The organism is Marinithermofilum abyssi, from assembly GCF_014641195.1.
Lineage (GTDB): Bacteria > Bacillota > Bacilli > Thermoactinomycetales > DSM-45169 > Marinithermofilum > Marinithermofilum abyssi.
In genome coordinates this window covers 261,331-285,539 of sequence record NZ_BMHQ01000002.1, presented here as the reverse complement: position 1 = coordinate 285,539, position 24,209 = coordinate 261,331, and the positions used below count along the sequence as shown (strand labels likewise).

At 52.0% G+C, this 24,209-nt stretch carries 22 protein-coding genes, 1 tRNA gene and 1 pseudogene; 17 read left to right on the top strand and 7 right to left on the bottom strand.

Annotated features, from left to right (window positions below; translation table 11 throughout):
* Nucleotides 1-11: 11 nt before the first annotated feature.
* Nucleotides 12-245 (bottom strand): hypothetical protein, encoded by a 234-nt coding sequence (locus tag IEW70_RS03625; RefSeq protein WP_188646551.1) that lies wholly within the window; start codon nucleotides 243-245, stop codon nucleotides 12-14.
* 150 nt (nucleotides 246-395) lie between these two features.
* The gene (locus tag IEW70_RS03620) at nucleotides 396-1,253 is read right to left on the bottom strand and encodes a cation diffusion facilitator family transporter (protein WP_188646550.1); all 858 of its coding nucleotides are present in this window, start codon (nucleotides 1,251-1,253) and stop codon (nucleotides 396-398) included.
* A 359-nt stretch (nucleotides 1,254-1,612) separates the two neighbouring features.
* Here IEW70_RS03620 and pabB point away from each other — a divergent pair, with 359 nt between their 5' ends.
* On the top strand, nucleotides 1,613-2,992 hold the full coding sequence (pabB, locus tag IEW70_RS03615) for an aminodeoxychorismate synthase component I (RefSeq protein WP_188646549.1): 1,380 nt from the start codon (nucleotides 1,613-1,615) through the stop codon (nucleotides 2,990-2,992).
* Between the two features lie 21 nt (nucleotides 2,993-3,013).
* On the top strand, nucleotides 3,014-3,871 hold the full coding sequence (locus tag IEW70_RS03610) for an aminotransferase class IV (RefSeq protein WP_188646548.1): 858 nt from the start codon (nucleotides 3,014-3,016) through the stop codon (nucleotides 3,869-3,871).
* A 152-nt stretch (nucleotides 3,872-4,023) separates the two neighbouring features.
* Here the strand turns inward: IEW70_RS03610 and IEW70_RS03605 are convergent, their stop codons facing one another.
* On the bottom strand, nucleotides 4,024-4,599 hold the full coding sequence (locus tag IEW70_RS03605; RefSeq protein WP_188646547.1) for a class I SAM-dependent methyltransferase: 576 nt from the start codon (nucleotides 4,597-4,599) through the stop codon (nucleotides 4,024-4,026).
* A gap of 301 nt (nucleotides 4,600-4,900) precedes the next feature.
* On the opposite strand from IEW70_RS03605, the gene IEW70_RS03600 reads away from it, so the two are divergent.
* Both IEW70_RS03600 and bacA read left to right on the top strand, forming a co-directional pair.
* Nucleotides 4,901-5,350 carry a FixH family protein gene (locus IEW70_RS03600; RefSeq protein ID WP_188646546.1) on the top strand — a complete coding sequence of 150 codons (450 nt, stop codon included), beginning with the start codon at nucleotides 4,901-4,903 and terminating at the stop codon, nucleotides 5,348-5,350.
* A 137-nt stretch (nucleotides 5,351-5,487) separates the two neighbouring features.
* Nucleotides 5,488-6,288, top strand: coding sequence for an undecaprenyl-diphosphate phosphatase (gene bacA, locus IEW70_RS03595; RefSeq protein ID WP_188646545.1), 801 nt, complete (start codon nucleotides 5,488-5,490; stop codon nucleotides 6,286-6,288).
* Between the two features lie 54 nt (nucleotides 6,289-6,342).
* Here bacA and IEW70_RS03590 read toward each other — a convergent pair whose 3' ends face one another.
* Nucleotides 6,343-7,632, bottom strand: coding sequence for an NCS2 family permease (locus tag IEW70_RS03590; protein WP_373285902.1), 1,290 nt, complete (start codon nucleotides 7,630-7,632; stop codon nucleotides 6,343-6,345).
* Nucleotides 7,633-7,842: 210 nt separating this feature from the next.
* On the opposite strand from IEW70_RS03590, the gene IEW70_RS03585 reads away from it, so the two are divergent.
* Both IEW70_RS03585 and IEW70_RS03580 read left to right on the top strand, forming a co-directional pair.
* A complete protein-coding gene (locus IEW70_RS03585; RefSeq protein WP_188646544.1) occupies nucleotides 7,843-8,604 on the top strand; it encodes a sugar phosphate isomerase/epimerase family protein in 762 nt (253 codons plus the stop codon).
* Between the two features lie 65 nt (nucleotides 8,605-8,669).
* Nucleotides 8,670-8,873, top strand: coding sequence for a hypothetical protein (locus IEW70_RS03580; RefSeq protein ID WP_188646543.1), 204 nt, complete (start codon nucleotides 8,670-8,672; stop codon nucleotides 8,871-8,873).
* A gap of 70 nt (nucleotides 8,874-8,943) precedes the next feature.
* Here IEW70_RS03580 and IEW70_RS03575 read toward each other — a convergent pair.
* Nucleotides 8,944-9,010, bottom strand: a tRNA-Thr gene (locus IEW70_RS03575).
* Nucleotides 9,011-9,488: 478 nt separating this feature from the next.
* Between IEW70_RS03575 and IEW70_RS03570 the strand changes: the two genes are divergently transcribed.
* Nucleotides 9,489-10,346, top strand: coding sequence for a lipoate--protein ligase family protein (locus tag IEW70_RS03570; protein WP_188646542.1), 858 nt, complete (start codon nucleotides 9,489-9,491; stop codon nucleotides 10,344-10,346).
* Nucleotides 10,347-10,803: 457 nt separating this feature from the next.
* A complete protein-coding gene (locus IEW70_RS03565) occupies nucleotides 10,804-12,078 on the top strand; it encodes a dicarboxylate/amino acid:cation symporter (RefSeq protein ID WP_188646541.1) in 1,275 nt (424 codons plus the stop codon).
* 377 nt (nucleotides 12,079-12,455) lie between these two features.
* On the opposite strand, the gene IEW70_RS03560 is transcribed toward IEW70_RS03565, so the two are convergent.
* A complete protein-coding gene (locus tag IEW70_RS03560) occupies nucleotides 12,456-13,094 on the bottom strand; it encodes an SDR family oxidoreductase (protein WP_188646540.1) in 639 nt (212 codons plus the stop codon).
* Between the two features lie 363 nt (nucleotides 13,095-13,457).
* Here IEW70_RS03560 and IEW70_RS17740 point away from each other — a divergent pair, with 363 nt between their 5' ends.
* The 9 genes and pseudogenes from IEW70_RS17740 (at nucleotide 13,458) to IEW70_RS03520 (ending at nucleotide 22,329) form a co-directional block, all read left to right on the top strand.
* On the top strand, nucleotides 13,458-13,661 hold the full coding sequence (locus IEW70_RS17740; protein ID WP_308423120.1) for a 2Fe-2S iron-sulfur cluster-binding protein: 204 nt from the start codon (nucleotides 13,458-13,460) through the stop codon (nucleotides 13,659-13,661).
* A 78-nt stretch (nucleotides 13,662-13,739) separates the two neighbouring features.
* A complete protein-coding gene (locus IEW70_RS03550) occupies nucleotides 13,740-15,107 on the top strand; it encodes an MFS transporter (protein WP_188646539.1) in 1,368 nt (455 codons plus the stop codon).
* Between the two features lie 17 nt (nucleotides 15,108-15,124).
* Nucleotides 15,125-15,358 (top strand): SRPBCC family protein, encoded by a 234-nt coding sequence (locus IEW70_RS03545; protein ID WP_188646538.1) that lies wholly within the window; start codon nucleotides 15,125-15,127, stop codon nucleotides 15,356-15,358.
* Nucleotides 15,359-16,044: 686 nt separating this feature from the next.
* Complete coding sequence (gene tnpA / locus IEW70_RS18380) at nucleotides 16,045-16,449, top strand: IS200/IS605 family transposase (RefSeq protein ID WP_188646711.1); 405 nt, start codon at nucleotides 16,045-16,047, stop codon at nucleotides 16,447-16,449.
* A complete protein-coding gene (locus tag IEW70_RS03535) occupies nucleotides 16,449-17,537 on the top strand; it encodes an RNA-guided endonuclease InsQ/TnpB family protein (RefSeq protein WP_188646537.1) in 1,089 nt (362 codons plus the stop codon). The genes tnpA and IEW70_RS03535 overlap by 1 nt, the downstream gene beginning before the upstream one ends.
* Nucleotides 17,538-17,748: 211 nt before the next feature.
* Nucleotides 17,749-19,050 (top strand): FAD-binding oxidoreductase, encoded by a 1,302-nt coding sequence (locus tag IEW70_RS03530; protein ID WP_188646536.1) that lies wholly within the window; start codon nucleotides 17,749-17,751, stop codon nucleotides 19,048-19,050.
* A pseudogene (locus IEW70_RS17735) lies at nucleotides 19,037-20,377 on the top strand ((Fe-S)-binding protein); the annotation flags it as partial. The gene IEW70_RS03530 and the pseudogene IEW70_RS17735, both read left to right, overlap by 14 nt.
* Before the next feature lie 48 nt (nucleotides 20,378-20,425).
* Nucleotides 20,426-21,868: an FAD-linked oxidase C-terminal domain-containing protein gene (locus IEW70_RS03525; protein WP_229751821.1), complete on the top strand. Its 1,443-nt coding sequence runs from the start codon at nucleotides 20,426-20,428 to the stop codon at nucleotides 21,866-21,868.
* Between the two features lie 146 nt (nucleotides 21,869-22,014).
* Complete coding sequence (locus IEW70_RS03520) at nucleotides 22,015-22,329, top strand: hypothetical protein (protein ID WP_188646535.1); 315 nt, start codon at nucleotides 22,015-22,017, stop codon at nucleotides 22,327-22,329.
* 48 nt (nucleotides 22,330-22,377) lie between these two features.
* Here IEW70_RS03520 and thiC read toward each other — a convergent pair whose 3' ends face one another.
* Entirely contained in the window at nucleotides 22,378-24,129 is a 1,752-nt protein-coding gene (thiC, locus tag IEW70_RS03515) for a phosphomethylpyrimidine synthase ThiC (RefSeq protein ID WP_188646534.1), read from the bottom strand.
* Nucleotides 24,130-24,209 lie beyond the last annotated feature (80 nt).

The window sequence follows — 24,209 nt, the reverse complement described above, 5'->3', positions numbered from 1 at the left end:
CGGCTTTTTCGTTATGTAGCTGGATTCCCTTTGTCCATTGTCTCGTCCATTTCTTCTTCCATTTCTTCTTCCCGGTCATACCTGACACAATCGGCCGCCAACAGACTCATTTCTTTCGACATCAGGTAAAATGCTTCCGATGGCGTCACTTGATGTTGGGCAAAAAAGTTCTCGATCAATAAACCGAATTCCGCTGCGATCTTTTGAAACTCCACATCCCGTGGATGCCGATTTCCCAGATTCAAATGGATGCGGCCCCCTTGTTAATTGAATAGAAAGTGAGTCTCTACCTATCTTACGTGTTTGATAGAAAAAAATCGATGCTCTTAGCAAAAAATACCCGTTCGCTTATGGAACGGGAACGATATCTGTAACAAGGAACGCGAGGCAGTCGGTTAAGCATCCGGTTCCACATGGATGTGGGTGTTGTATACCCGGTATTGGCTGCACATTTTTTGTTCAATGGCGTCGGTGATATCATGGCTGTCTTTGACGCTTAAGTCGGCGTTGACCTCAATGGTGACATCCAGCACCACTTCATTCCCTTGGTATCGCCCTTTCAGGTCGATCACTTTTTTAACGCCGGGTATTTGATGAATCGTGGTTTCATATTCTTTCAGCCGGTCCGGGTGAAACCCGTCGGTCAGCCGGTGAGCCGTATCCCGAAAGATATCCCAGGCGGTCTTCAGGATCATGCTCCCGACAATCAAGGCTGCTGCGGGATCCAGCCAAGGCAATTTCCAATGAGAACCCAACACCGCCACTGCGGTGCCGAGACTGACAAGCGCGTCCGACAAATTGTCCCGGGCGGCGGCATGCAGTGCCTGGCTCCGGGTTTTCTCTGCCAGTCTGCTGTTGAAGAGATAGACCCCGGTCATCACAGCTGCTCCTCCCATTCCCACCACTGCGGCGGTCCAATCGGGGGCTTCTCCTCTGCCGTTCAGGGCGCTGTCCCCCGCTTGAAACAGCACCTGGAGCCCAATGCTGGCCATAATAAAGGAAGCCAGCAGCGAGGAGACGGTTTCCGCCCGTGAGTGACCGTAGGGATGATCCGGATCTCTCGGTTTTTGGGCGATTTTGATTCCGATCAGCAATCCTACGGAAGCCAGAATGTCGGTGAAGTTGTTCCACCCGTCTGCTGTGACGGATTCCGAATGGGCGGCATATCCTGCTCCCAGTTTGATCAAAACCAGAAACAGATAAGCTCCGATACTAGCCCATACCCCCGTTTCCGCTTGACAAGTGTGTTTCACGATACCTGCGCTCCTTGTGTTTGTTTTGCAACCATTAGCTTAAAGGATGAACCCCGTGTGGGTCTACAGCAAGATAATTAACCGGGGAAAAAACACTTGGCTCCGTCCAAATCGGAACGGAGTTGAAAAAGGGCATCCTGTCACAGAATGAGGATCTTTTCCAAAGACGCTCTCCTGTCAACTCTGTACAATGGAAAGAGAAGGTCGGTGACATAGGTTTATACAAAAAAGGTTTGTAGGCTAGATGCTCGAAATGAGCAGATAAACCCCTTAACCGAGCAGCGACTTTTGCCGACGAACCCAGCGATAGCAAGTCGAGACAGCAAGAAAAAGGCTTTGTCGGAACAGGAGTGAGGAACATGATGAACATGCGAGGTGCCTGGAAACGAATTCATCGTTGGGTAAATCCCATACACATTTATACCCGTATTGCCGGGCAGAGTGGTGTGTTGCTGGATAGTTGTTCACGGGGAAGGTACACGATCTTGGCTTGGGATCCGTTTCAGCAGGTGGAGTTGTGGCAGGAGCGGGAACCGGAACCTTTTCAAAAACTGGATTCCTTGGCGGCATTGGCACCGGAGCTGCCAGACTTGCCGGATGATGCTCCGCCTTTTTTGACGGGAGTAGTCGGGTATCTGGGATATGAACTTGCTTGGAGCTTGGAAGTGATCGGAGAGGCCAAGCCGCGTCGGTATGCCGTGCCAGACGGCGTGCTGATGGTTCCCCGCCGTACCATCGTCGTAGATGACGAGCGGAAAGAAACTTGGGTGGCTGTTGTCGCGGACAACGAGGCGGAAAAAGTGCTGCAGGCTGCGGTGGAAGAATTGCTTTGCTGGGAACGGGAATCCTTGGTAGAGATGGCTCCGGTCAAGGGGGGGCCGATCCAAATGGTGCCGGAAATCGCCCCGGATGACTATTTTCAACGGGTGCAACGGGTAAAAGAATATATCGGCAGAGGCGACATCTACCAGGCTAATCTTTCCTATCGGATCAGCGGTTCCATGAACGGAGATCCCTGGCAGCTGTATCGGTGTCTACGCAAGGCCAATCCGGGAGCTTACTCCGCTTTTCTGCGTTTTGCCGATCATGCGATTCTCAGTTCATCGCCGGAGCAGTTTATTCGCTGGGAAAAAGGTTGGATCGAGACAAAGCCGATCAAGGGAACCCGGCCCCGGGGTCGGGAACAGACAGAAGATGGTCGGTTCAAGGAGGAGTTGGCTGCAAGTGAAAAAGATCGGGCGGAGCTGCTGATGATTGTGGATCTGGAACGGAACGACCTGGGGAAATTCTGTTTTCCGGGAACGGTGCAAGTGCCGGTGTTGTTTGCGATTGAGCCTCATCCCACCGTCTGGCATCAGGTAGCTGTGGTTAAGGGCCAGATTCGCCCGGGGGTCACACCTGGTCAGCTGATGGCAGGTATGTTTCCCGGAGGCTCTATTACCGGAGCGCCCAAGATTCGCTCGATGCAAATTATCCATGAATTAGAGAGCAGTCGGCGAGGGGTATACACCGGATCTATCGGATATGTAGACCGTCGCGGGAATGGCGAGTGGAATATTGCCATTCGGACGATGACATGGTGGAACGGGGAGCTTTCCTTTCACGTGGGAGGCGGGATCGTGGCAGACTCTGACCCGAGAGCGGAATATGAGGAAACCATCGCCAAGGGAAAAGGGATGATGGAGGCGATCCGCCGTTTTTCTGAACGGGAGCCGGCTGCCGCTGGGCGCGGGATGTGAAGGACGGAAAGGGGGATCACGGTGTATATCTGGTTCAATGGCAAGCTGATGGACCGTCAAAGCGCCTCTCTGTCCTTGCAGGACCGGGGAGTACTCTATGGGGATGGTTTGTTTGAAACTTTCCGGGTGGAAAAAGGTACCCCCATGCTTGAAGATGCCCATCTTAACCGCTTGCGGCAAGGGGCATGTCTGTTACGTTTTGCCCAAGTGCCGGAACCGGAGGAGTTGAAAAGGGGGATCCGGGAACTTTTGCGAGCCAACCGAGTGAGGAGCGGTTACCTGCGGATCACATTGACCCGCGGGATCGGGGGATTCGGACAGCCGCTTCACCGATTGACAGACATCTCGGTATGGATGGAAGCGAGAGAGCATCCTTTGGATCTGTCTCGGTATGAGCAGGGAGTGCAGGCGGTTGTCACATCGATTCGCCGCAATCCGTACTCCCCGCTCACGCGAGTGAAATCGCTCAACTACTTGGAAAGTGTGCTGGCTCGGGACGAGGCAGCGGAAGCCGGAGTGGAAGAAGGCATTTTTCGTACTGTGGATGGGGATGTGTCGGAAACAGCTTCGGCCAATCTGTTTTTGGTTCAAGACGGATGTGTGGTAACGCCCGACGTATCCAGGGGGCTGTTGCCCGGGATTGTCCGGTCCTGGGTGTTGGATACATGCACCCAGAGGGGGTGGGCGTGGGAGACGCGAGCGGTTTCCGTAGAAGAGCTCATGAAGGCGGACGAAGCGTTCTTAACCAACTCCACCTGGGGTCCCTTTCCCTTAGTCGCCGTGGACGGCCGATCCATCGGGAGCGGAAAGCCGGGTCCCGTAACCCGTGAATGGATCTCCCGCTGGCGGAAGGTCGCCGCGGGTGACTCGGCCGAGTGATGGTTCAATAATCCAACGTTCCTAACTGGCGGATCCTACGAGCTGTGGGGCCGAGGCGAAAAGCGAGCCACTGCGCGACCTAGGAGCAAAGCGATGAAGAAGGCGACGTGTGCCCTGAGAATGCTACCCCCTCCTGATGAAAGGGGGTCCCTTTATTCAGTCCCTTTTATGCATACATAAACAAACGCACAGGGGATATTCCAAGGCACAAAGCGGACTTGGCGCAGGTTAAACTTTTTTTCCAAAAGGGGGCGCATTTGCAGCGAATATTGATAGGCCACAAAAAGACCCCCGGGCCTTAATGAGCGGTATACGTTATCGATGATTCGTTCTCTCACATCAGCGGAAAAGTTGGCAAAGGGCAGGCTGGAAATGATACAGTCCACCGGCTCCATATCGAGAGAGCGGATGACATGGTGGATGTCTTCAGCGTTGGAACGAATGATGAACTCCGGGAACTCTTTTTGAAGCATTTCCCGCATTTCAGGGTCCCGCTCAAACACGGCCACCTGGCAATCGGAACGGCAACGCTTCCGAATGCTGCGGGTTAATACCCCTGTGCCGGCTCCCAACTCCACAAGGGATCGCGTATGAGCCCAATCGATCGGTTGGAGCATGGCCCGTACCAAAAAGCGGGAGCTTGGAATCACACTGCCCACAGTACGAGGGGATTTGATGAATTTGGTCAAAAAAGTCCAAGCATTTACCAGTGTATTCGGGATTTCCATGGTTTCTCTCCTGTTTGGATGTAAGGTTGTATACTCGGATCTATCGAAGGTAAACCTTCTATACATCAATGTACGAGATTCCAGTCCGTCAAGTTTCATTGATGATGGGAAGGCTTTGTATTGTCAAGAAATCGTTGAAGTTTCAGGTGACAATAATGGGTCCAACATATTCTGTCCCTTCGGGCAAAAATCCTTTCATTTTGTAGTTGTTGGATTTGTTACAAACGGAAAAAACAGGTACACTTTGGTTGGGTAATCATTATGTGCCGCAGGAAAATGATGGAGAAGAGGTGGAAGGTGGATGAGAAAAGATTTTGTTCAAATGGGGGCGGTTGCAGTGGTATGGTTCCTTCTGCTAGGCGGATGTTCCCCGGCTGAACCTGCGGTGGAGCAGAAAGAACCCTCCGCAACATCGCAGAAGCATCGGCACCATGAGGAGACGCCCGGCGGTGCGCCGCTGAAAGTCGCGCTGGTTACGGAACCCAAAAGAGTGGAAGCAGGGGAAAGGTTTACCGTTCAAGTCCGTCTGACCCAAGCTGGCAAAGCGGTGAACGATGCCCGGGATGTCGCCTTCGAGATTTGGAAAAAAGGAGATCAGAAGCATCAAAAAATACCGGCTCGGAAAAAGGGGGACGGGTTGTATCACGCTGAAACCCGATTGAAGAAGCCGGGGTCTTATCAGGTGATGTACCATGTGACGGCGAGGGGAACCCATGTGATGGAAGCGGAGCCGCTGCAGGTGCAGCCGTAAAGATTTTATATGATAGCACACTTTTGTGAATCTGCGAAAGCTGTGCTTTTCTTTTTGATGGTCTCCTATTACAATGCATGTTGTGGGCAAATGTCCATGTTTCGAAACTCGATGAAACGGAGTTGAAAGAGACTTCCATGGAGATCATCAAGGCAATTGTTTTGGCTATTGTGGAAGGACTGACCGAGTTTTTACCCGTTTCCTCGACCGGACACATGATCTTGACAGCGCATTTGATGGACTTTCAAGGAGAAAAAGTGAAAACCTTCGAGATCGTGGTTCAGTTGGGATCCATTTTGGCAGTGGTCGTGGTGTTTTGGCGCCGAATATTGAGCCTGATCGGTTTGAATACGGCGTCTTCTGAGTCCGGCGGTTCACATTTGAACTTGCTTCATGTCGTGATCGGGATGTTGCCTGCCAGCTTGTTGGGACTTCTTATTCATGATTTCATCAAAAAGTATCTGTTTTCTGCCACAACAGTGGTGCTGTCGTTGGTGGTGGGCGGCGTTTTGATGATGGTCGCTGAAAACAAAAAGACTGCGGTGAAGGCAGCCACCTTGGACCAAGTGACTTACAAGCAGGCCCTGGGAGTGGGATTGTTCCAATGTTTGGCCCTTTGGCCGGGTTTCTCCCGTTCCGGCGCCACGATCTCCGGAGGTCTTCTATTGGGATTGAGCCGGAAAACGGCTGCGGAGTTTACTTTTATCATGGCGGTGCCGATCATGGTGGCAGCCAGCGGTCTGGATTTGTACAAAAGCTGGGACAGTCTGTCTGCGGCTGACTTCCCGATGTTTGCTGCCGGCTTTGTGACAGCCTTTATCGTGGCGCTCCTCGCTATCGTCGCTTTTCTGAAACTGGTGGAGCGGGTATCGATGACCGTATTTGCTGTATATCGTTTTATATTGGCTGCGGTATATTCTTACTTTTTCCTGTTCTAAAGATCACGGGTTGATAAAAACCGTTCCCTCTCGAAGAAGGAACGGTTTTTTGATTCAATGGGAAATCCAACTGGTGGCTATGAAATAAAGCAGGAACAGTACCGCCATCCCGTTCAGGATACCCGAGACTTCCCTGATTTTACCCGAGGCGGCTTTCATCAGAGGGTAAGCGATGAAGCCGAATGCGATCCCGTCTGCAATGCTGTAGGTCAATGGGATTAGGGTGATAATCAAAAAGGCAGGGAATCCTTCGGTGAATTCATGAAAAGGGATGTGGCGCACACTTTGCATCATCATCGCTCCAATAATGACCAGCACCGGTGCGACGGCGTTTTCCGGAATCCAGCCGATCAGTGGGACAAAGAGATAAGAGAGCAAAAACAGCCCGGCGGTGACCAGAGCCGGAATGCCGGTACGAGCCCCTTCTGCGATGCCGGAGGCGCTTTCCGCCGCCGCGATGGTAGGGCTGGTACCGAAAATACCCGAAGCGGCAGTAGAAATAGCAGCCGCTTTATATGCCCGGGGAAATTTGTCCTGATCCGGCAACATTCCGCTCAAAAGGCCCATGTTTTCAAATATGACGATCATACTTAAGGAAAATACCGCAATCCAGAAGGAAAGGTGAATCATCCCGCTGAAATCAGCAGTGGCGAAAACCGTTAGCAAATCTTTAGCCCCTGGTTGCGGCAAGGCTTGTCCCGTGGGTCCGGAAAAGATCAGGGAGAGTGTAGTGGTAAAGACGATGCCGATCAGCAGACTCCCTTTAATTCCGCGTACAAACAGCAACACCGTCACCACCAGCCCGATCAGCGTGATCCAAACCACTGGTTGACTCAAGTCTCCCAACCGGATCATCGTGTTTGGACTAGATACGACGACATGTCCTTTTTGCAATCCGATCAGTGTCAGGAACAATCCGATTCCCACAGTGATGCCATGCTTCAGGGAAGCGGGAATCGCAATGGACAGACGCTGTCCAAAGGAGCTGACGCTGGCGGCGAAAAACAAAACACCGGACAAGATGACGGCTGCCAATGCTTGCTGCCAAGATAGTCCGATGGATTGGACGATGGTATAGCTGAAAAAAGCGTTGACTCCCATGCCGGGAACCAATACGATCGGTGCATTGGCCCACCAACCCATCCACAGGCATCCGAAGACGGAGACGGCGATGGTGGCCAGAATGCCGGCACTGAGCGGGATTCCCGCATCTTTCAGAATCAGCGGATTCACCGCTAAAATGTAGGCCACGGTAAAAAAGACCGTGAAGCCTGCGGCCAGTTCCTGTTTCCAGTCTGTTTGACGTTTGTGTAAAACAAAGCGGTTAACCATTCGGTTGAGCAATGTCTCCGATCCTTTAACATAAAACCCTCACCCACCCATTATGCATTTGAGCATAACATTTATATTATAGCGCATTTGATCCCCTAAAGTTAACCTTTATTTGGAAAATAGTAAAGCATTTATTTCCCGAAAAGCGGATCTTGTCAGAAAATCAACCGTCTTGTACGATGGAAACCAAGGAAGGCACCAACGACCCGGAGGTGGCATAGAATGACATACCGATTAGGCATCCAGTTATATTCCGTAAAGGAAGCAGCGGAAGCAGATTTGTTGGACACCATTCGCCGTGTGGGGAAAATGGGCTACGATGGAGTGGAGTTTGCCGGCTTTTTTGGTCATGCAGTTTCCGACATCCGGAGGGTGATGAGGGAGGCGGGGGTGCAGGCAGCAGGTTCCCACGTTCCTTATGACCAACTGAAATCATCCCGATTGATGGAGATCTTGGATGATCATCGGGAGCTCGGGTGCTCCTTGGTCATTTGTCCCTATTTGGAGGAGCATCAGCGCCGGAAAGCATCCGACTACCGCCTGGTGGCCGCTGAGTTGAACCGAATAGGTGAAGCTTGCAACCAAGCAGGAATCACTTTCGGCTACCATCATCATGATTTTGAATTGGCCGATCAGGGCGGTATTACCGGGTTGGAGATTTTGATGGAAGAGACACATCCGCAGTGGGTCAAGCTGGAGCTGGATGTTTTTTGGGCTGTGTACATGGGTCGGTCCCCGTTGCAATTGTTGGAAAAGTACGGCAACCGGATCACTGCCATCCATATGAAGGACTTAACACAGATGGAAGGACAGAAAATCAGCACGGAGATCGGACGGGGAGAAATCGATCCGGCAGAAATCGTCGAAGCGGCCCAATCGTTGGCGATTCCCTGGGTGATTGTAGAACAAGAACATTTTGAGCAGGATCCGATGATGGCGGCACAAGAGAATGCTCGCCGTATGCGGCCGCTCATGAGCCGCTAAATTGCAACGCATGCGCCACCTCTTTAGCTCCCATACGGATCTGCAGAAAAGGAGAGTGGGGCAACTTGAAACTGGAGATGGAACTCTCCTGGGAAGAGTGGAATATGGCCCAAGGGTGCCTTCAGCGTAGATATGACGAATTGAATCGAAAGATTCGAGAAGGAGATCGCAAAGGGCGGAGCATCCGATGGTATCGGGAAGAGGCAATCATTCTGGCGCGGGTGATTGAAGAGTTTCGGAGAAGCAATAAGGAATCCCGGAATAGATAGGACTGTCTTGGCGGACAGTCTTTTTTCATGCAAAAACCCGCCTGCAGGCGGGTGATCGAGATCATTGTACGGCGGATGACAGGAATCGAACCCGTATCACCGGTACAAACGGCATTCTGCCATTGAACTACATCCGCACGTTATGGGTCACTTGTCAGGTGACCATAAAGCAAGATCAGAAAAACAGGTGAAAGGCGAAGTACAGGAGCATCCAGCAGGGCAGGCTGATCGCAGCAGCGTTAAACAATCCGATTGCTTGGTTCATGATGAAGCACCTCCGTTCGTTGTTGGGTACATTATAAAACAGAAAATCGGCCTTGTGGGGGATTTGCGGCATTTGTAATGAACGCTTAAACTGGACATCATTTTGTAACATCGGAGTAATAAAACAGAGGTGGGATGTGTGGCTCAGGGGTGCATACAGTTTTTTCTTTTGGATCGGGCCTCGGCCATCGATTCCTAGCGGGCAGTTATCTGTGACATCGGAAAGGAAGAGACGGATAAAAGGACATTCTTTTCTTACTGGACAGATTTGTCATCTAGCTGGAGGTCTTCAGCCCTATCTGGCCTTGGTGTATGATAGTAAGTGGTTTTGAAGAGCAGGAGGACAAAACGATGGAACAAATCCATACAGAGGAACGCATGTATCAGGAGATAAAAGAGTGGCGGGTGCTGTGGGATGACACTCCACCCACTGCCCTCAGTTATGCGATGGAGGAAGCCTTGGGACGAGCCGTTGCCCGTCAAGAAGCCCCGGCCACGCTTCGGATTTGGCAAGGACCTCAGGCCATTGCCGTAGCGAAAAAGGATGTTCTGACTCCTCAAGCACAGCAAGCTGCCGCGATGATGAAAGAGGTAGGCTGGCCGGTGTTCGTCCGGCAAAGCGGGGGTACGGCGGTCCCGCACGGTCCGGGCACCCTCAACCTGTCGCTGTTCTTGCCCCGCCCCAAAGATCAGCGATACAGCATCGATGATGTCTATCGCATGCTGGGCTTGCCACTCCAGAAAATGCTGGCGGATACCTTCGGGCTGGACGGATATTTTGCGGAAGTTCCGGGTTCTTTTTGCGATGGCAGATATAACGTCGTTGTAGACGGAAAGAAGCTGGCAGGAACCTCTCAAGTATGGAAGGGCGGCCCTGCAGGGCTGGCTTCCCGCAAACCCGGTTACATTCTGGCTCATGCGACGTTTTTGACCCATCAGGATCCCAAGATGGCAGTATCCGCATTGAATGCCTTTTATGAAATGGCCGAGGGAACCCGTCCGGTTCAATTGGAAACGGTCGGCACACTGGCGGAGTTTGCGGGCCATCCATCGGTGGAAACCCTGGAGCGACAAGTTCGCGAGGGATTGCTGCAAGCTATTGCCGGGCTGACGGGTGTAACCGAAATCAGTGTCCCCAGTGAAAAAGAGAGGGCAGAGGCGGAGGCATTCGTGCCCCAGTGTGATCCCCGAGCGTATCGAAAGAAGTGAAAATGATGAGGCCCTCCGGTTTTCATGGGGAGGGCCGAGCTGGCATTGTCCTTCACGGGAGTGTTGAGCGCGTGGGTATTTCCCGAGTATCCATTCGTAAGTATTTAACTTTTTAACGGATATGGGGCATCTGTCAATGGATCTATCCTATTAGACATATGGGCGTCCTGTATATGAATATCAAAAAAATGATCATTGCGCGGAACGAATTAAGCCTTATCTAGAGGTGACCGATTGTTAGTGTCGCCTTACTTACTTTGCCGATGTGTTTTTGTTGATTACATTGTCTACAAGGAATCAGCAAAACTATGTTAACATAATAGACATAGACACTTCGACATAAATGAAAGCGATTACTCACCGTTCCAAAGGGGTAAATCATCTCTGTACTTGCTATACACCCGGCTTCATAAGGTGCATAAGACTCTTATAGTCGCCAAAAGGAGGTTGAGACAGAATGCAAAAAGTATACAAGAATCTCACTTTCCAAGTGCTGTGTGCTATTGTGCTTGCTGTTATCCTAGGTGTGGCTGCTCCGGGAATAGCAGTGAAGATGCAGGTGTTGGGTGACTTGTTTATTAATATGGTGAAAATGTTGATCGCTCCCATCATTTTTTTCACCATTGTTCTCGGGATTGCCAGTGTAGGGGATATGAAAAAAGTGGGCAGGGTGGGAGGAAAAGCGCTTTTGTACTTTGAGATCGTTACCACCTTCGCGCTGGTGATCGGTCTGATTGTAGCCAACCTGGTGAAACCGGGGGTCGGTGTTACATTAGATCCGACCAAAGGTAGCGAGGAGGTTGCGAAATACGTAGGGGAAGGAGAGAAGATGGGGCTGCTCGACTTTATTACCCATATCGTTCCTTCCAATATGATGGGTGCCTTTGCGGAAGGTGAAATTCTTCAGGTGGTCTTTATCGCGATCCTTTTTGGTTTCGCTTTATCTTCTCTGGGTAAGGTCGGCGAGCCTGTCATTGATATTTTTGATCGAATCACGAAGGTGTTTTTTAAGATCGTGAACATCGTCATGCGGGTGGCTCCCTTTGGCGCATTCGGTGCCATGTCTTACACGATCGGGAAATATGGCTTGTCTTCGCTCCTTCCGCTGGGCAAGTTGATGTTGTCCGTATATATTACGATGTTTCTGTTTGTGTTTGTCGTTTTGAACCTGATTTGCAGACTGTATGGATTCCGTTTGTGGAATTATTTGAAATTCATTAAAGAAGAGCTCATTATTGTATTGGGTACCTCTTCTTCTGAGTCGGTACTCCCGCGGATGATGAACAAGATGGAACGCTTTGGGTGTTCCAAATCGGTAGTGGGTCTGGTTTTGCCCACGGGGTATTCCTTTAACCTGGACGGCACCTCCATTTATTTGTCCATGGCCGTTGTCTTTCTGGCTCAGGTGAGCGGCGTTGACCTTTCTCTCTCTCAGGAGCTAACCATTATCGCGGTCCTCATGCTGACCTCCAAAGGCGCGGCAACAGTAACCGGCGGTGGGTTCATTGTGCTGGCGTCCACACTTAGTGCGATGAAGGTGATTCCGATGGAAGGTCTGGCTCTGTTGTTGGGTGTGGACCGATTCATGTCTGAAGCCCGTGCCATCGTGAACATGATCGGGAACGGGATTGCCACTGTGGTGGTGTCCAAAAGCGAAAATGAGTTTAACCCCGGTCAGGAAAGTACGGAAGAAAAACAGCCGATTCCTGCGTCCAAGTCTGTAAACGTATAACAGCAGAGAGAACGTACCAGAGAGATGTTCCGACATTTTCATCGTCTTCTTTTCCTGGGAAATAGAAGAGAGAATAGAATGGGAACTCCAACAAGACTATCCCTTAATTCGGAGCTGCCGACAAAGTTTCCCTAAATGAGCTGAAGAACTCTTTTGCCCGAGCAGCGACTTTTGACGACGAACTCAGCGACAAGAGAGGAGACGAGACAAAAAGCGGCGCACTCCGCATTGTGCCGCGTCTCGTTGAACCTCTTGGAGCGGACAGTATAACTTCTGCGTCGGAGGAAAGGGAGCAATGGGCAAAAGAGTCGAAGCTATCATAAAGGTTTGTCATCAATCTGAAGACCATCCCTTATTCGGATGGTCTTGTTGCTTGCTTATAAACGCTTCAACGCTTCTTCAATCGGCGTTTCACCCGACAAAAGGTCAAAGGATTTGTGCTGGGTATTGGAGACATCCAAACATGTCACTAGGGTCTGGGCCACATCCGCTCGGGGGATCGGATCCGGCTGGAACTCCAGCCTTTCGGCCAAGTTGACTTTGCCCGTGCCCACATCGTCAGACAGACGTCCGGGGCGCACAATCGTATAGTTGAGCCGAGTGGATCGCAGATGATCGTCCGCTTTTTTCTTGGCAAGGAGGTAGTGCTGGATTTTTTCGGGGCCTTTTTCCGGCTCGTTGGAGCGGAGGGAGCTCAGCATGATATAGCGGTTTACACCCAATGTTTCCGCAATTTCCATCGAGCGGATGGCCCCTTCCTGGTCTACGGCGATGGTCTTGTCAGGACCGGTATGCGACCCCGAACCTGCAGCAAAGATGACCGCATCACACCCCTCCAGGGCGTGGGAGACGTCTTTCTCCAGGTCGGCCACAACGGTTTCCGCTCCCAGCTTTTCCAAGGCGGGAGCTTGCTCTTCATGACGAATCATGGCCCGTACTTGATGGGCGCTTTTTCCCAACAGCTCGACGATGATGCGTCCGGTTTTTCCATTGGCTCCGATGACAAGCACTTTCATTTTCTGTGACCTCCTTTTCTCGTTTCCATTTTGACACTATACCCGAAACAAACGCGGGTTACACATCCGCCAGAAGAGATACCCGTCTTTATCCTGCAAGCTCTAAGCGCTTCCACCCCTTCTCCGACGTCGAAGATGGTATTCTTTCCATTTTGTGAATCAGGTAGGCTGCTCCGGCTGCCAAAGCAAATTACACTTTGATACACAGGGGAATGTCTCCGGCCAACAAGGTTAGAATTAAAGAAAAGGTAGATACCGTAAATAATATAATCGTCGGAGATAGCCGTCCGACGCTGATGAGTTTGGGACCGGTAAGGTAAAACCTAACTCAATAAATCATGAAACGATTCCATTGGTTCGGAATTGGTCACCGTCGAAGAACTTCCAGATGGTCCGCTGCAACAGGCTTTTTGGGAAAAACACGCCTTGCAGTGTGGGTTTTGCACCCCCGGTTTGTTAATAACGGCTTTCCACTTTCTTCAGGATAATCCTTGTCCAACTCGAGATGAAATGCGATTGCCGGGAACTTATGCCGATGTACCGGCTACCAGAATATTGGTGACGTGATTGAAGCGGTGGTAAAGGAAAACAAAAACAATAGCTAATAGCGGGTTTTATCCTAAATAAAATCTGGAGTGATTTTTAATGAAAACTGGAGACCAAGTGATTCAAGATCTGCCATGGCGGTGGAACACCCAAGGAAAGATTTTTATTATTGGCGGTCTCGGTTACATGTTTGACGCCTGGGATGTCGGATTGACAGGTTTTCTCCTACCACTTTTGGCTAAGGATTGGGGGTTGAGCGGCTTTCAACTAGGTTTGTTCGGTTCGGCTGGGTTGATCGGCATGGCCGTCGGTGCTGTGATCTGGGGGACGATTGCGGATCTGATTGGGCGGAAACGCGCTTTCACATATACCTTGCTCATATTCTCCATATTCAGCGTCTTAGGAGCGTTGTCACCGTCCTACGGTTGGCTATTGATCTCCCGCTTTATAGCGGGGATCGGCCTGGGCGGCTGTATTCCGGTCGATTATTCAATGGTTGCCGAATTCATGCCGAGGAAAAATAGGGGTGCTGTTTTAACAGCCCTGGATGTTTGGTGGCCGATTGGGTTAACGGTGTGCGGAATTGTGTCCGTAGCCCTTTTACCGCTTCAGAGTTGGCGGATTTTGCTCCTCTTTATGGTGTTACCTGCACTGCTCGTGTTCTGGGTTCGCCGGTCGGTTCCAGAATCCCCATTGTTTTTGATCCGTAGGGGTCGGGATCGAGAAGCGAGGGAGGTAATTCAATCCCTAGTCGATAAAACGGGGGCATCGGTAGAAAATTGGACACTACCTTTACCAGCTGACAGTTCGAAGACTTCTTTTAAGGGTTTCTTCCGCCAATTCAAAAGTATCTGGTCCTTTAACTGGAAGATCACTTTTACTGTGTGGTCTTTGTTTGTCACTATTTTGTTGCTGTACTATGGCGTAATCACTTGGTTGCCGACAATTTTGGTTAATCAAGGGTATCCCGCTTATAAAGCCTATCTCTTTGCCACATCCATGACGGCGATCGGCATTGCCGGCGTATTAGCGGCGGCTTGGTTGGTTGAAGTCGTAGGACGTAAATGGGTGATCGGAGCGAGCGGCTTTATCTCGTCTTTGGCCATGGTGCTTTTTACGATGCAAATTGAAACTCCCGCCTTGGCACGGATATGGATCTTGGTTTTCGGATTTGCTAGTCAAGTGGTGATCCCTGCTATCTACTGCTATGCTCCGGAAGTCTACCCAACGTTATTAAGAGCTTCTGGTTTCGGTTGGGCCTCCTTTGCCAGCCGGATTGGTGCCAGTTTGGTGCCGGTTATTTTCGGTACATGGCTGTGGCCGACCCTCGGCTTGACTAATACCTTTAGCATTATAGGATCACTCGTCCTATTTTCGATTATCATCATGGTCTTCTTCGGACCGGAAACCCGAGGGAAGGCACTCGATCAAAGAGAATCAGGAGATTGGTATAACAACAGGGACTAATTAAGGAGGAATGATAAATGGACGTACAAGGGAAAATTCCGGTTCATGCTCTTCAAGAGGAAGTTTGGACAGCTTTAAACGATCCGGCTATATTGCAGAAGGCCACACCCGGCTGCAAGTCCTTAACCGAAGTGGAACCTGATCATTACAAGGCTGAAATCAGTCTCGGAGTAAGCTCCATTAAGGGAGAGTATCTTGCTGAGATGAAAATATCAGAAAAAACATTACCGGTATCCCTAGGGTCTGTCTGATCATTTGTTATCGGGTAGTCCGGTGTGTCCGTCTCCGATCTCTTGCAAAAAGCGCATAGCGAGACCAGGGAGCGGAGCGACCTTGGTGAGACTTGTACTCTGTGAGTGCAAAGGATCTTGCCGATCACACCGACTCTCCCCGTCTATCGATGAAGCTTAAAGAGACAGACATGCCCTAGAGGGTATGCTAAGAACAACCATCTTTGATAAAATAAAACACGTGAGCGGTGCTCATCCGCTGGTAGCGGGTCTTTTGTGCCACTGTACGTCATCCCAAACCATGCAATACATAGCCCCAATCGGGTGTAGCGAGTGCAGGAATCTCCCATATAACGGTGGAGGAAACGCCATAGCAAGCGGTCACGCTGCTCCTGCAGAAACTACTTTCTCGCCTACGTCCACGTTCGAACCGCAAGAGGATAACTTCATGGGTGCCTGTCCCCTGGTATTTCACATTGGGCAGGTAATATCCTGAACACCATCTTTTTCGGTTAAATGATAGTCCCCCGACAATATTTTCATCTAAAGTTCCGCCGTTGCGATCTCGAATGGTTTGCTTCTTTCTCGCTTCCATTCTTTTTAGGAATCGCGAGCGGGAATCCTCCCCATTTCAATAGGGTAGATGAAAGCGAGCGTCGGTCGAGGGGGGTGTTATCCCCTCGCAAGACCGACAATCCTTGTAGACGATCAGATACATCAAGCATGCGAGAACCTGTGTCTATAACGTCCATTATCATATCGTTTGGTCTGTCAAATATCGCAGAAAAGTACTGGATACGGAAATTGAATCCTTTCTGGCAAAGCTTTTTCAAGAGATTGCGGAGGAAAAAGGCTTTGAAGTTGTCATGATGGGTGAGAAGGATTACGTCCATGTATTTGCTTCCGCTCATCCAAAATTGGCTCCCTCTTACATAGTCAAGATGCTAAAAGGAATTTCCGCACGAAAATGTTTCATAAAATTTCCCCATCTAAAACAGAAACTTTGGGGAGGACACCTTTGGAACAGTAGTTTCTATATCGAGACCATCGGCTCCATTTCGGAAGATACGATCCGAAGGTATATCGAAAACCAACAGAAAGGGGGGGACTGATGCTTCGCACCTACAAATTCCGGTTATATCCAAAGCCAGAACAACAGGAAAGGATCGACTTCACCCTGGAACGGTGCCGATTATTGTATAACCGTTTGCTCGATGAACGGATTCACGCATACCGAACGGAAGCAAAAACCTTGTCGTATTATGAGCAGAAGAAGACACTCCCCGCTCGGAAAAAGGCCATTCCGCCATTAAAGGAAGTTTACTCCCAAGTGCTGCAAAATGTAGTGGAGCGGGTGGACAAAGCATACAAAGCTTTTTACCGGCGCGTACAGAATGGAGAGAAAGCCGGATTTCCCCGGTTTAAAGGAAAGAACCGCTACCGTAGCTTCACTTATCCGCAAAGTGGATTCGTCGTGGAGGGGAAATATTTGAAGCTGTCCAAAATCGGAGAGGTTCGAATCCGCCTACACCGACAGATCACCGGGACCATCAAGACCTGTACCATCGTCAGGAAAAACGGGAGGTACTACGCTTGCCTCGTCGCAGAGCTTGACCTGCAACCTTTACCGAAAACGGGGAAGGAAGTCGGTGTGGATCTGGGAATTAAGCACTTGGCTGTGACATCTGATGAGCAGTTTTTTGCCTCCCCACACTTCTTGCGTAGATCGGAGCGGAGACTTAAACAGCTCGGGCGGCTTGTATCCAGAAAGAAAAAAGGTTCCCATCGTAGGCAAAAGGCGGTTCGCCTTCTTGCCAACATGCATGAAAAAATCGCCAATCAGCGGAAGGATTACGCGCATCGAATCAGTCATGTGCTGGTAAAGCGATATGATTTGATCGCCTTTGAAGATCTGAATGTGCAGGGAATGACAAAGAATCATCACCTGGCGAAAAGCATTGTGGATGTGGGATGGAGGCAACTGGTTCAGTACACAACTTACAAGGCTGAGAGTGCTGGTAAGCGTGTGGTCCAGGTCAACCCCCATCAAACCAGCCAACGATGCGCTAGCTGTGGTGAGATCGTCAAAAAAACATTGGCCGAACGGGTCCATCGTTGCCCTTTTTGTGGCTATGAACAGGACCGGGATGTCAATGCGGCCATTAACATTCTGCAACTCGCAAGACAAAAAGCTTCTTAAAACTCAATCAGGCCAGGAACTGGCCTTCGTGGAGAGTACGGCAGAGTCGGCTCGATGAAACGAGAAGCTCGCCATTTCAATGGCGAGAGGTTCACAAATATTTCGGATTGAATGACCCCTTTCCCTATGGTATCGTAAACAAAAACTGTTATATGACAGAATGGGCAGGATGGTGGGTCAGAGAGATTGAATTGCGTTGGGGAGGTCGGAAATGAAAGCGACATCGGTTACCACTCATAACAGGGAGCAGCTGGCTTCCCGGCTGGGGCGCGAAAAGGTGCAGAAAGATCTCATCTTTGCTGAGTCGGAGAAAGATGTTGTTCAAGCGATCCAATGGGCGAAAGAAACGGGGATCACTCTTTTTCCCGAAGGGAGGGGGGCTTTTCGCACGGAAACGGGTGAAGTCCCTGGGATTCGCCTCTCGTTGGAACGGATGACAGGGGTGGTGGAGCATTCCGCCGGAGATTTGACGATCACAGTCCAACCGGGGGTGACACTGGAACGTTTGCAAGGAGTGTTACAGCCGCATGGGCAGATGCTGCCATTGGATCCTCCGTGGCAAGGGGTGACGACGGTGGGCGGGGCGGTGGCTCTGGCCCGTACCGGACCTAAGCGGTTGAAAAATGGACAGGTACGGGATGCCGTGCTCGGGCTGCGTGTGGCACTGGCTTCCGGGAAAGTGATTCGTACCGGGGGCAAAGTGGTGAAAAATGTGGCCGGTTACGATATGAACAAACTGTTTGTCGGTTCGATGGGAACGCTGGGTGCGATTACCGAGTGCACCTTGAAGTTGCGTCCTGTGCCCGCTGATCAAGCCGTTGCCGGTGTGGCGGGAAAGAGCTGGGGCGAATTGGCCGTCTTTGCCCGAAGACTCCTGGATTCTCCGTTGGAACCTTCGGCAGTGGAACTGGTAAACGGCCGGGTGTGGGAGGAATTGTTCGGAACCGACACATCCCCTTGCGGGTTAGTGGTGGGATTTGGTGATGAAGTCCCTGCGGTTCAATCCCAGTTGGATCGGCTGCATAACTGGGGGAAAGAGGAAGGGCTTCACTTGGAAGAGGAAAGAAGGGGCGATGAAGCGGCGGGTATATGGAAACGGTTGGGGCGGCTGACACCCCATCATCTTCGACCGGCGATGGGTCGATTCACCCTGAAATTGAAAGGGATTACACTGTCGACCCAAACGGCAACACTGCTGGAAAAAGGAGAATTGTCGGCTCGGAAGCAGGAGCTTCGCCTGTTCCAGTGGGGCGGATTGGGAACCGGTATCAGTCATCTGGTACTGCAGGGCCACCGGGAGCAGTCGGAACAAGCGGCGGAGTGGGTTCATGCGCTACGTCGCACAGTAGAAGAGATGCAGGGGTATGTGGTGGTGGAACATGCGTCCGATGGGTTGTCGTCCCGGATCGATTTATGGGGGAGGAAACCGGGAGGATTTTCGCTGATGAAAAACATCAAATCCGCATTGGACCCGGAAGGGATATTTCCGCCGGGTCGGTTTGGAGGGATGTAGTGTGGCACAAATCCATGGGGAAACGGAACAGCCGCGGACGGGATACCCTTTTGCCGATCCGCCCGATCCCGGTAAATGGGATGTCTGCATTCATTGCGGCATGTGTCTGGATTCCTGTCCCACTTATCAGGAAAAACAGCTGGAGCCCCATTCTCCCCGGGGAAGGGTGCATTTGATCAAAGCCGTAGGAGAGGGAAGGATGGAGCTGAATACCGGATTGGCCGATCCGATATTCGAGTGCCTGGACTGCCGTGCCTGTGAGACGGCTTGTCCCTCCGGGGTGCGAGTCGGAGCCCTGATCGAAGAAGCGCGTGGACAATGGTATCAGGCTTCTCCGCCGACAGGATGGAAAGGGTGGGTCAGTCGGTTTTTCTTGCAGACCGTATTCCCTCATCCCTCCCGTCTTCATCTTTTGGGGAAGCTGCTCCGTTGGTACCAGCGGTCCGGATTGCAGCGCCTGGTGCGCACCTCCGGTTTGCTCCGCTTGTTACCGTCCCATCTGGCACAGATGGAGGCCGTATTGCCGACCATCCCCCGCCGTCCATCACGCAAGAGTCTGGGAGAACGGTTGCCGGCCCAAGGTGAAAAAAGAAGCCGGGTGGCCTTGTTGACGGGATGTGTGATGGATGTGATGTATGCGGGGATCAATGAAGCGACAGCCCGGGTGCTGCAACGAAACGGATGCGAGGTGACGGTGCCTCGGGGACAACGGTGCTGCGGCGCGTTACAGGTCCATGCAGGAGACCGGGAGACGGCCAAATGGTTGGCGCGGCAAAATATCGATGCATTTTTGGAAACAGGAGCGGATCGGGTGATCGTGAATGCGGCCGGATGCGGAGCGGCATTGAAAGAGTATGGGGAACTATTGAAGCACGATCCGCACTATCGGGAAAAAGCGGAGTCCTTTGCCGCCAAAGTGATCGACATCTCCGCATTTCTATCGGAAGAGGGGTTTGAACTGCCTGAGGGAGAGCTCCGGGGAACAGCGGTGTACCATGATGCTTGTCATCTGGCTCACGGACAAGGGGTCCGCCGTGAACCCCGCGAATTGTTGCGGAGCATACCGGGTTTAAAGCTGTTGGATCTTCCGGATGCAGACCGCTGCTGCGGCAGTGCCGGTGTATACAACCTGACCCATCCGGAGATGGCGGGGCGGTTGTTGGCCCGGAAGGTGGACGACATCCCCGACGGCGTGGATTGGGTTGTCATGGGTAATCCCGGCTGCATGTTGCAAGTAGCCAGCGGGATTCGCCAACGCGGCGGGAAGGAGCAGGTGGTCCACACGGTGCAGCTGTTGGACTGGGCATACCATGGTGTCGACAATCGAAACGATCCAAGCACGCCAACGGAGAAAGGGGATCGCATCCCAGCCGGCGTGACAGAGGCGGATGCCGTTGTGCAGCAGCTGACATCCATCCTGGGCGAGCACGGTGTACTCCACCGTCGGGAAGATCTCCTCGCCTATGAATGCGATGCCTATACGGTGACCAAAGGGATGCCGCGAGCCGTGGTGTTTCCCGAAACGACCCGTCACGTTGCCGAGGTGGTTCGGCTGCTCCATAAGCAGAAAATCCCCTTCATCCCGCGGGGAGCCGGAACCGGTTTGAGCGGGGGAGCCACTCCGCGCGGAGGAGAGGTGATCATCAGTCTGGCCCGGATGAATCGGCTCCTGGAAGTGGATATTCCGAACCGGCGGGCAGTGGTGCAGCCGGGGTATGTCAACCTGCACCTGACTCAAGCGGTGCAAGGGGACGGGTTCTACTATGCACCGGACCCTTCCAGTCAGCAAGCCTGCACCATCGGCGGCAATGTCGGGGAAAACGCAGGAGGTGCCCACTGTCTTAAATACGGTGTTACCACCAATCACGTTCTGGGGTTGGAGATGGTGCTGCCTGACGGTGAAATTGTTCGGCTCGGTGGTCTATTGGAAGAGCCGGGCCTGGATTTGACCGGCTTGGTAACGGGATCGGAAGGAACACTCGGCATTGTGACGGAAATCACTGTTCGCCTGATGAAACAGCCGGAAGGGGTACAAACGGTGCTGGCTTTGTTTGACCGGATAGAGGATGCCAGTGCGGCAGTCTCGGAGATTATCGCTTCCGGCATCCTTCCGGCCGCGTTGGAGATGATGGATACCCTCGCCATCGAAGGAGTGGAGCGGGGTACCTTTCCCGTGGGATACCCCGAAGGGCTGGGAGCCGTATTGATAGCCGAAGTGGATGGAGTGGCAGCGGGGCTGGCAGATCAAATCAAGCGCATCGTAGATGTATGTCAGCATCATCATGTGCGGGAAGTACGAACGGCGGCATCCGAAGAGGAAAGGAAAAGCTGGTGGGCCAATCGCAAGACCGCTTTTGGCGCAATTGGTACCCTGGCACCCGACTATCTGGTGCAGGATGGGGTCATCCCCCGGACCCGCCTGCCGGAAGTACTGGCCAAAATAGCGGAGATCGGCCGGGAAAAAGGAGTGCGCATCGCCAATGTGTTTCATGCCGGGGATGGGAATCTGCATCCGCTGATTTTGTTTGATTCCAAGGTGCCGGGAAAACAGGAGCGTGCTGTGGCGGCAGGTTCGGCCATTTTGAAAGTATGCACCGAGGTGGGGGGGAGCATCACCGGAGAACACGGTGTCGGTCTGGAGAAGCAGGAAGAGATGCGTTTTCTGTTTACAGAGGAGGAATTGTCGGTCATGACCGAGGTGCGGAGTGTTTTTAATCCTCATGGTCTGTGCAATCCCGGGAAGATGTTTCCTTCCCCGGCCAAGTGCGGGGAAGTGAAGCGGTCGGCCCGGCTCGAACCCGTCCGTTCATCGACATAAGCCATCCTTTTGTATTAATTTTCGGAAAAGCCATTGACTTTTGTCGGCGGTTTATGGTAAATCAAAAATGGGAAAACAATGAAGCGAATACAATAACAGGGGAAGGATCCGGGTGTAGATAAAAACGATTGTAAAGGGGAGTTTTCATGGAATTTTCCTCGCCTTTTCTTTGGACTTCGTGGGTGTTGGCCGTATATCTGTTGATCGGGCTTTGGCAGGCAAAACGGATATTGCAGCACATTGAAGAAGCCGTCAAAGAATATGAAGCGGGGAACGCCGGGGATGCTGAGCGAAGGCTGGTACACCATTTCCAGCTGATGGAGAGTCAGCTGTCGGCGATGTTTAAGAACCCGTTGGCGTTTTTTTATCTACTCGTGGCCGTGATCTGGCTGCCTGTGATGGTGTATTCGTATCTGGAAGAGCCGCAGGAAAGCTCGTCTGGAGACACCGATCAACCCTGAACATACAAAGAGCCCCCTCCCAGTCGGTAGGAGGGGGCCCTTTTTATTTCACCGGTAAATTTCCGCACCGGACTCTTTAAATTCCTTTGCTTTTTCCTTCATCCCTTCTTCACGGGCGGTGTTCAGATCCAATTCCCTGTCTTTTGCATACTCCCGGATATCCTGCGTGATCCGCATGCTGCAGAATTTCGGGCCGCACATGGAGCAGAAATGGGCCGTTTTGGCCGGTTCTGCCGGTAAGGTTTCGTCATGGTAGGCCATCGCCCGTTCCGGATCGAGGGACAAGTTGAACTGGTCCCGCCAACGGAATTCAAACCGGGCTTTGGACAAGGCATCATCCCGCTTTTGCGCTCCCGGATGTCCTTTTGCGAGGTCGGCGGCGTGAGCAGCGATTTTATAGGTGATGACGCCTTCTTTTACATCCTCTTTATTGGGCAGACCCAAGTGCTCTTTGGGTGTGACATAACAGAGCATCGCCGTGCCGTGCCAACCGATGGTGGCCGCACCGATGGCGGAGGTGATATGGTCGTAACCCGGGGCGATATCCGTCGTCAGGGGCCCCAATGTATAGAAAGGTGCCTCGTGGCAGATCTCCTGTTCTAGGTCGACGTTTTCTTTGATTTTGTGGAGGGGAACGTGCCCGGGGCCTTCAATCATCACTTGGACATCGTATTCCCAAGCGATTTTGGTCAGTTCACCCAGCGTTCTCAGCTCGGCAAACTGGGCCTCGTCGTTGGCGTCGGCGATGGAACCGGGACGAAGGCCGTCGCCCAGCGAGACAGAGATATCGTATGTCCGTAAGATTTCGCAAATCTCCCGGAAATGGGTGTACAGGAAGTTTTCTTCATGATGGGCGAGACACCAGGCGGCCATGATTGAACCGCCGCGGGAGACGATTCCTGTTACCCGCTCGGCGGTCAGAGGAATATACCGCAGCAATACCCCGGCGTGGATGGTGAAATAGTCTACGCCTTGTTCTGCTTGTTCGATCAAGGTATCCCGATAGATCTCCCAAGTGAGCTTTTCCGGTTCCCCGTTTACTTTTTCCAATGCCTGATAGATCGGTACCGTACCTACGGGCACCGGAGAGTTGCGGATAATCCATTCCCGGGTGGTGTGGATGTCTTTTCCTGTGGACAGGTCCATGATGGTATCTGCGCCCCACCGGGTAGCCCAGGTCATTTTTTCCACTTCCTCGTCGATCGAAGAAGTGACGGCGGAGTTACCGATATTGGCATTGATCTTCACGTGAAAGTTCTTGCCGATGATCATCGGCTCGCTTTCCGGATGGTTAATGTTGGCCGGAATAATGGCACGCCCCGCCGCCACTTCCTGCCGGACAAATTCCGGATCCATCTGTTCCCGGATCGCGACGAACTCCATTTCCGGAGTGATGATGCCTTGTTTGGCATAGTGCATTTGAGTGACGGTTTTCCCTTTTTTGGCCCGTAGCGGGCGGCGTTTCAGGCCGGGGAATTCTTCCGAAGCATTTTCAAGGTTGACCCGGCGTCCGTTGTCTTCGGGTTTAACCTCCCGACCGGTGTATTCTTCGACGTCGTCCCGCTCCAAAATCCAATGCCGGCGAAGGGGTTGTAATCCCTGGCGGATATCGGTGGTGACATCCGGGTCGGTGTAGGGTCCGCTGCAGTCGTATACCCGGACCGGTTCATTGGGCATCTCTCTGCCGAATCGGTCTTCGGTCGGGGACAGCGAGATCTCCCGCATCGGCACGCGGATATCCGGTCGACTCCCTTCCACATACACTTTGCGACTGTTGGGAAACGGATGCGTGTTTACCATCAAAAAAGCCCTCCTATTGAAAACATTGCGGCAACCGCACCAACGGAAGGAGAGCTTGTTTCAATTCCAGGGTTTTCCTG

Coding starts and splice junctions, on each gene's coding strand:
- pabB (WP_188646549.1), top strand. CDS start 1,613: ATGATGAACATGCGAGGTGCCTGGAAACGAATTCATCGTTGGGTAAAT.
- IEW70_RS03605 (WP_188646547.1), bottom strand. CDS start 4,599: ATGGAAATCCCGAATACACTGGTAAATGCTTGGACTTTTTTGACCAAA.
- IEW70_RS03600 (WP_188646546.1), top strand. CDS start 4,901: ATGAGAAAAGATTTTGTTCAAATGGGGGCGGTTGCAGTGGTATGGTTC.
- bacA (WP_188646545.1), top strand. CDS start 5,488: ATGGAGATCATCAAGGCAATTGTTTTGGCTATTGTGGAAGGACTGACC.
- IEW70_RS03585 (WP_188646544.1), top strand. CDS start 7,843: ATGACATACCGATTAGGCATCCAGTTATATTCCGTAAAGGAAGCAGCG.
- IEW70_RS03570 (WP_188646542.1), top strand. CDS start 9,489: ATGGAACAAATCCATACAGAGGAACGCATGTATCAGGAGATAAAAGAG.
- IEW70_RS03565 (WP_188646541.1), top strand. CDS start 10,804: ATGCAAAAAGTATACAAGAATCTCACTTTCCAAGTGCTGTGTGCTATT.
- IEW70_RS03560 (WP_188646540.1), bottom strand. CDS start 13,094: ATGAAAGTGCTTGTCATCGGAGCCAATGGAAAAACCGGACGCATCATC.
- IEW70_RS03550 (WP_188646539.1), top strand. CDS start 13,740: ATGAAAACTGGAGACCAAGTGATTCAAGATCTGCCATGGCGGTGGAAC.
- IEW70_RS03545 (WP_188646538.1), top strand. CDS start 15,125: ATGGACGTACAAGGGAAAATTCCGGTTCATGCTCTTCAAGAGGAAGTT.
- IEW70_RS03535 (WP_188646537.1), top strand. CDS start 16,449: ATGCTTCGCACCTACAAATTCCGGTTATATCCAAAGCCAGAACAACAG.
- IEW70_RS03530 (WP_188646536.1), top strand. CDS start 17,749: ATGAAAGCGACATCGGTTACCACTCATAACAGGGAGCAGCTGGCTTCC.
- IEW70_RS03520 (WP_188646535.1), top strand. CDS start 22,015: ATGGAATTTTCCTCGCCTTTTCTTTGGACTTCGTGGGTGTTGGCCGTA.
- thiC (WP_188646534.1), bottom strand. CDS start 24,129: ATGGTAAACACGCATCCGTTTCCCAACAGTCGCAAAGTGTATGTGGAA.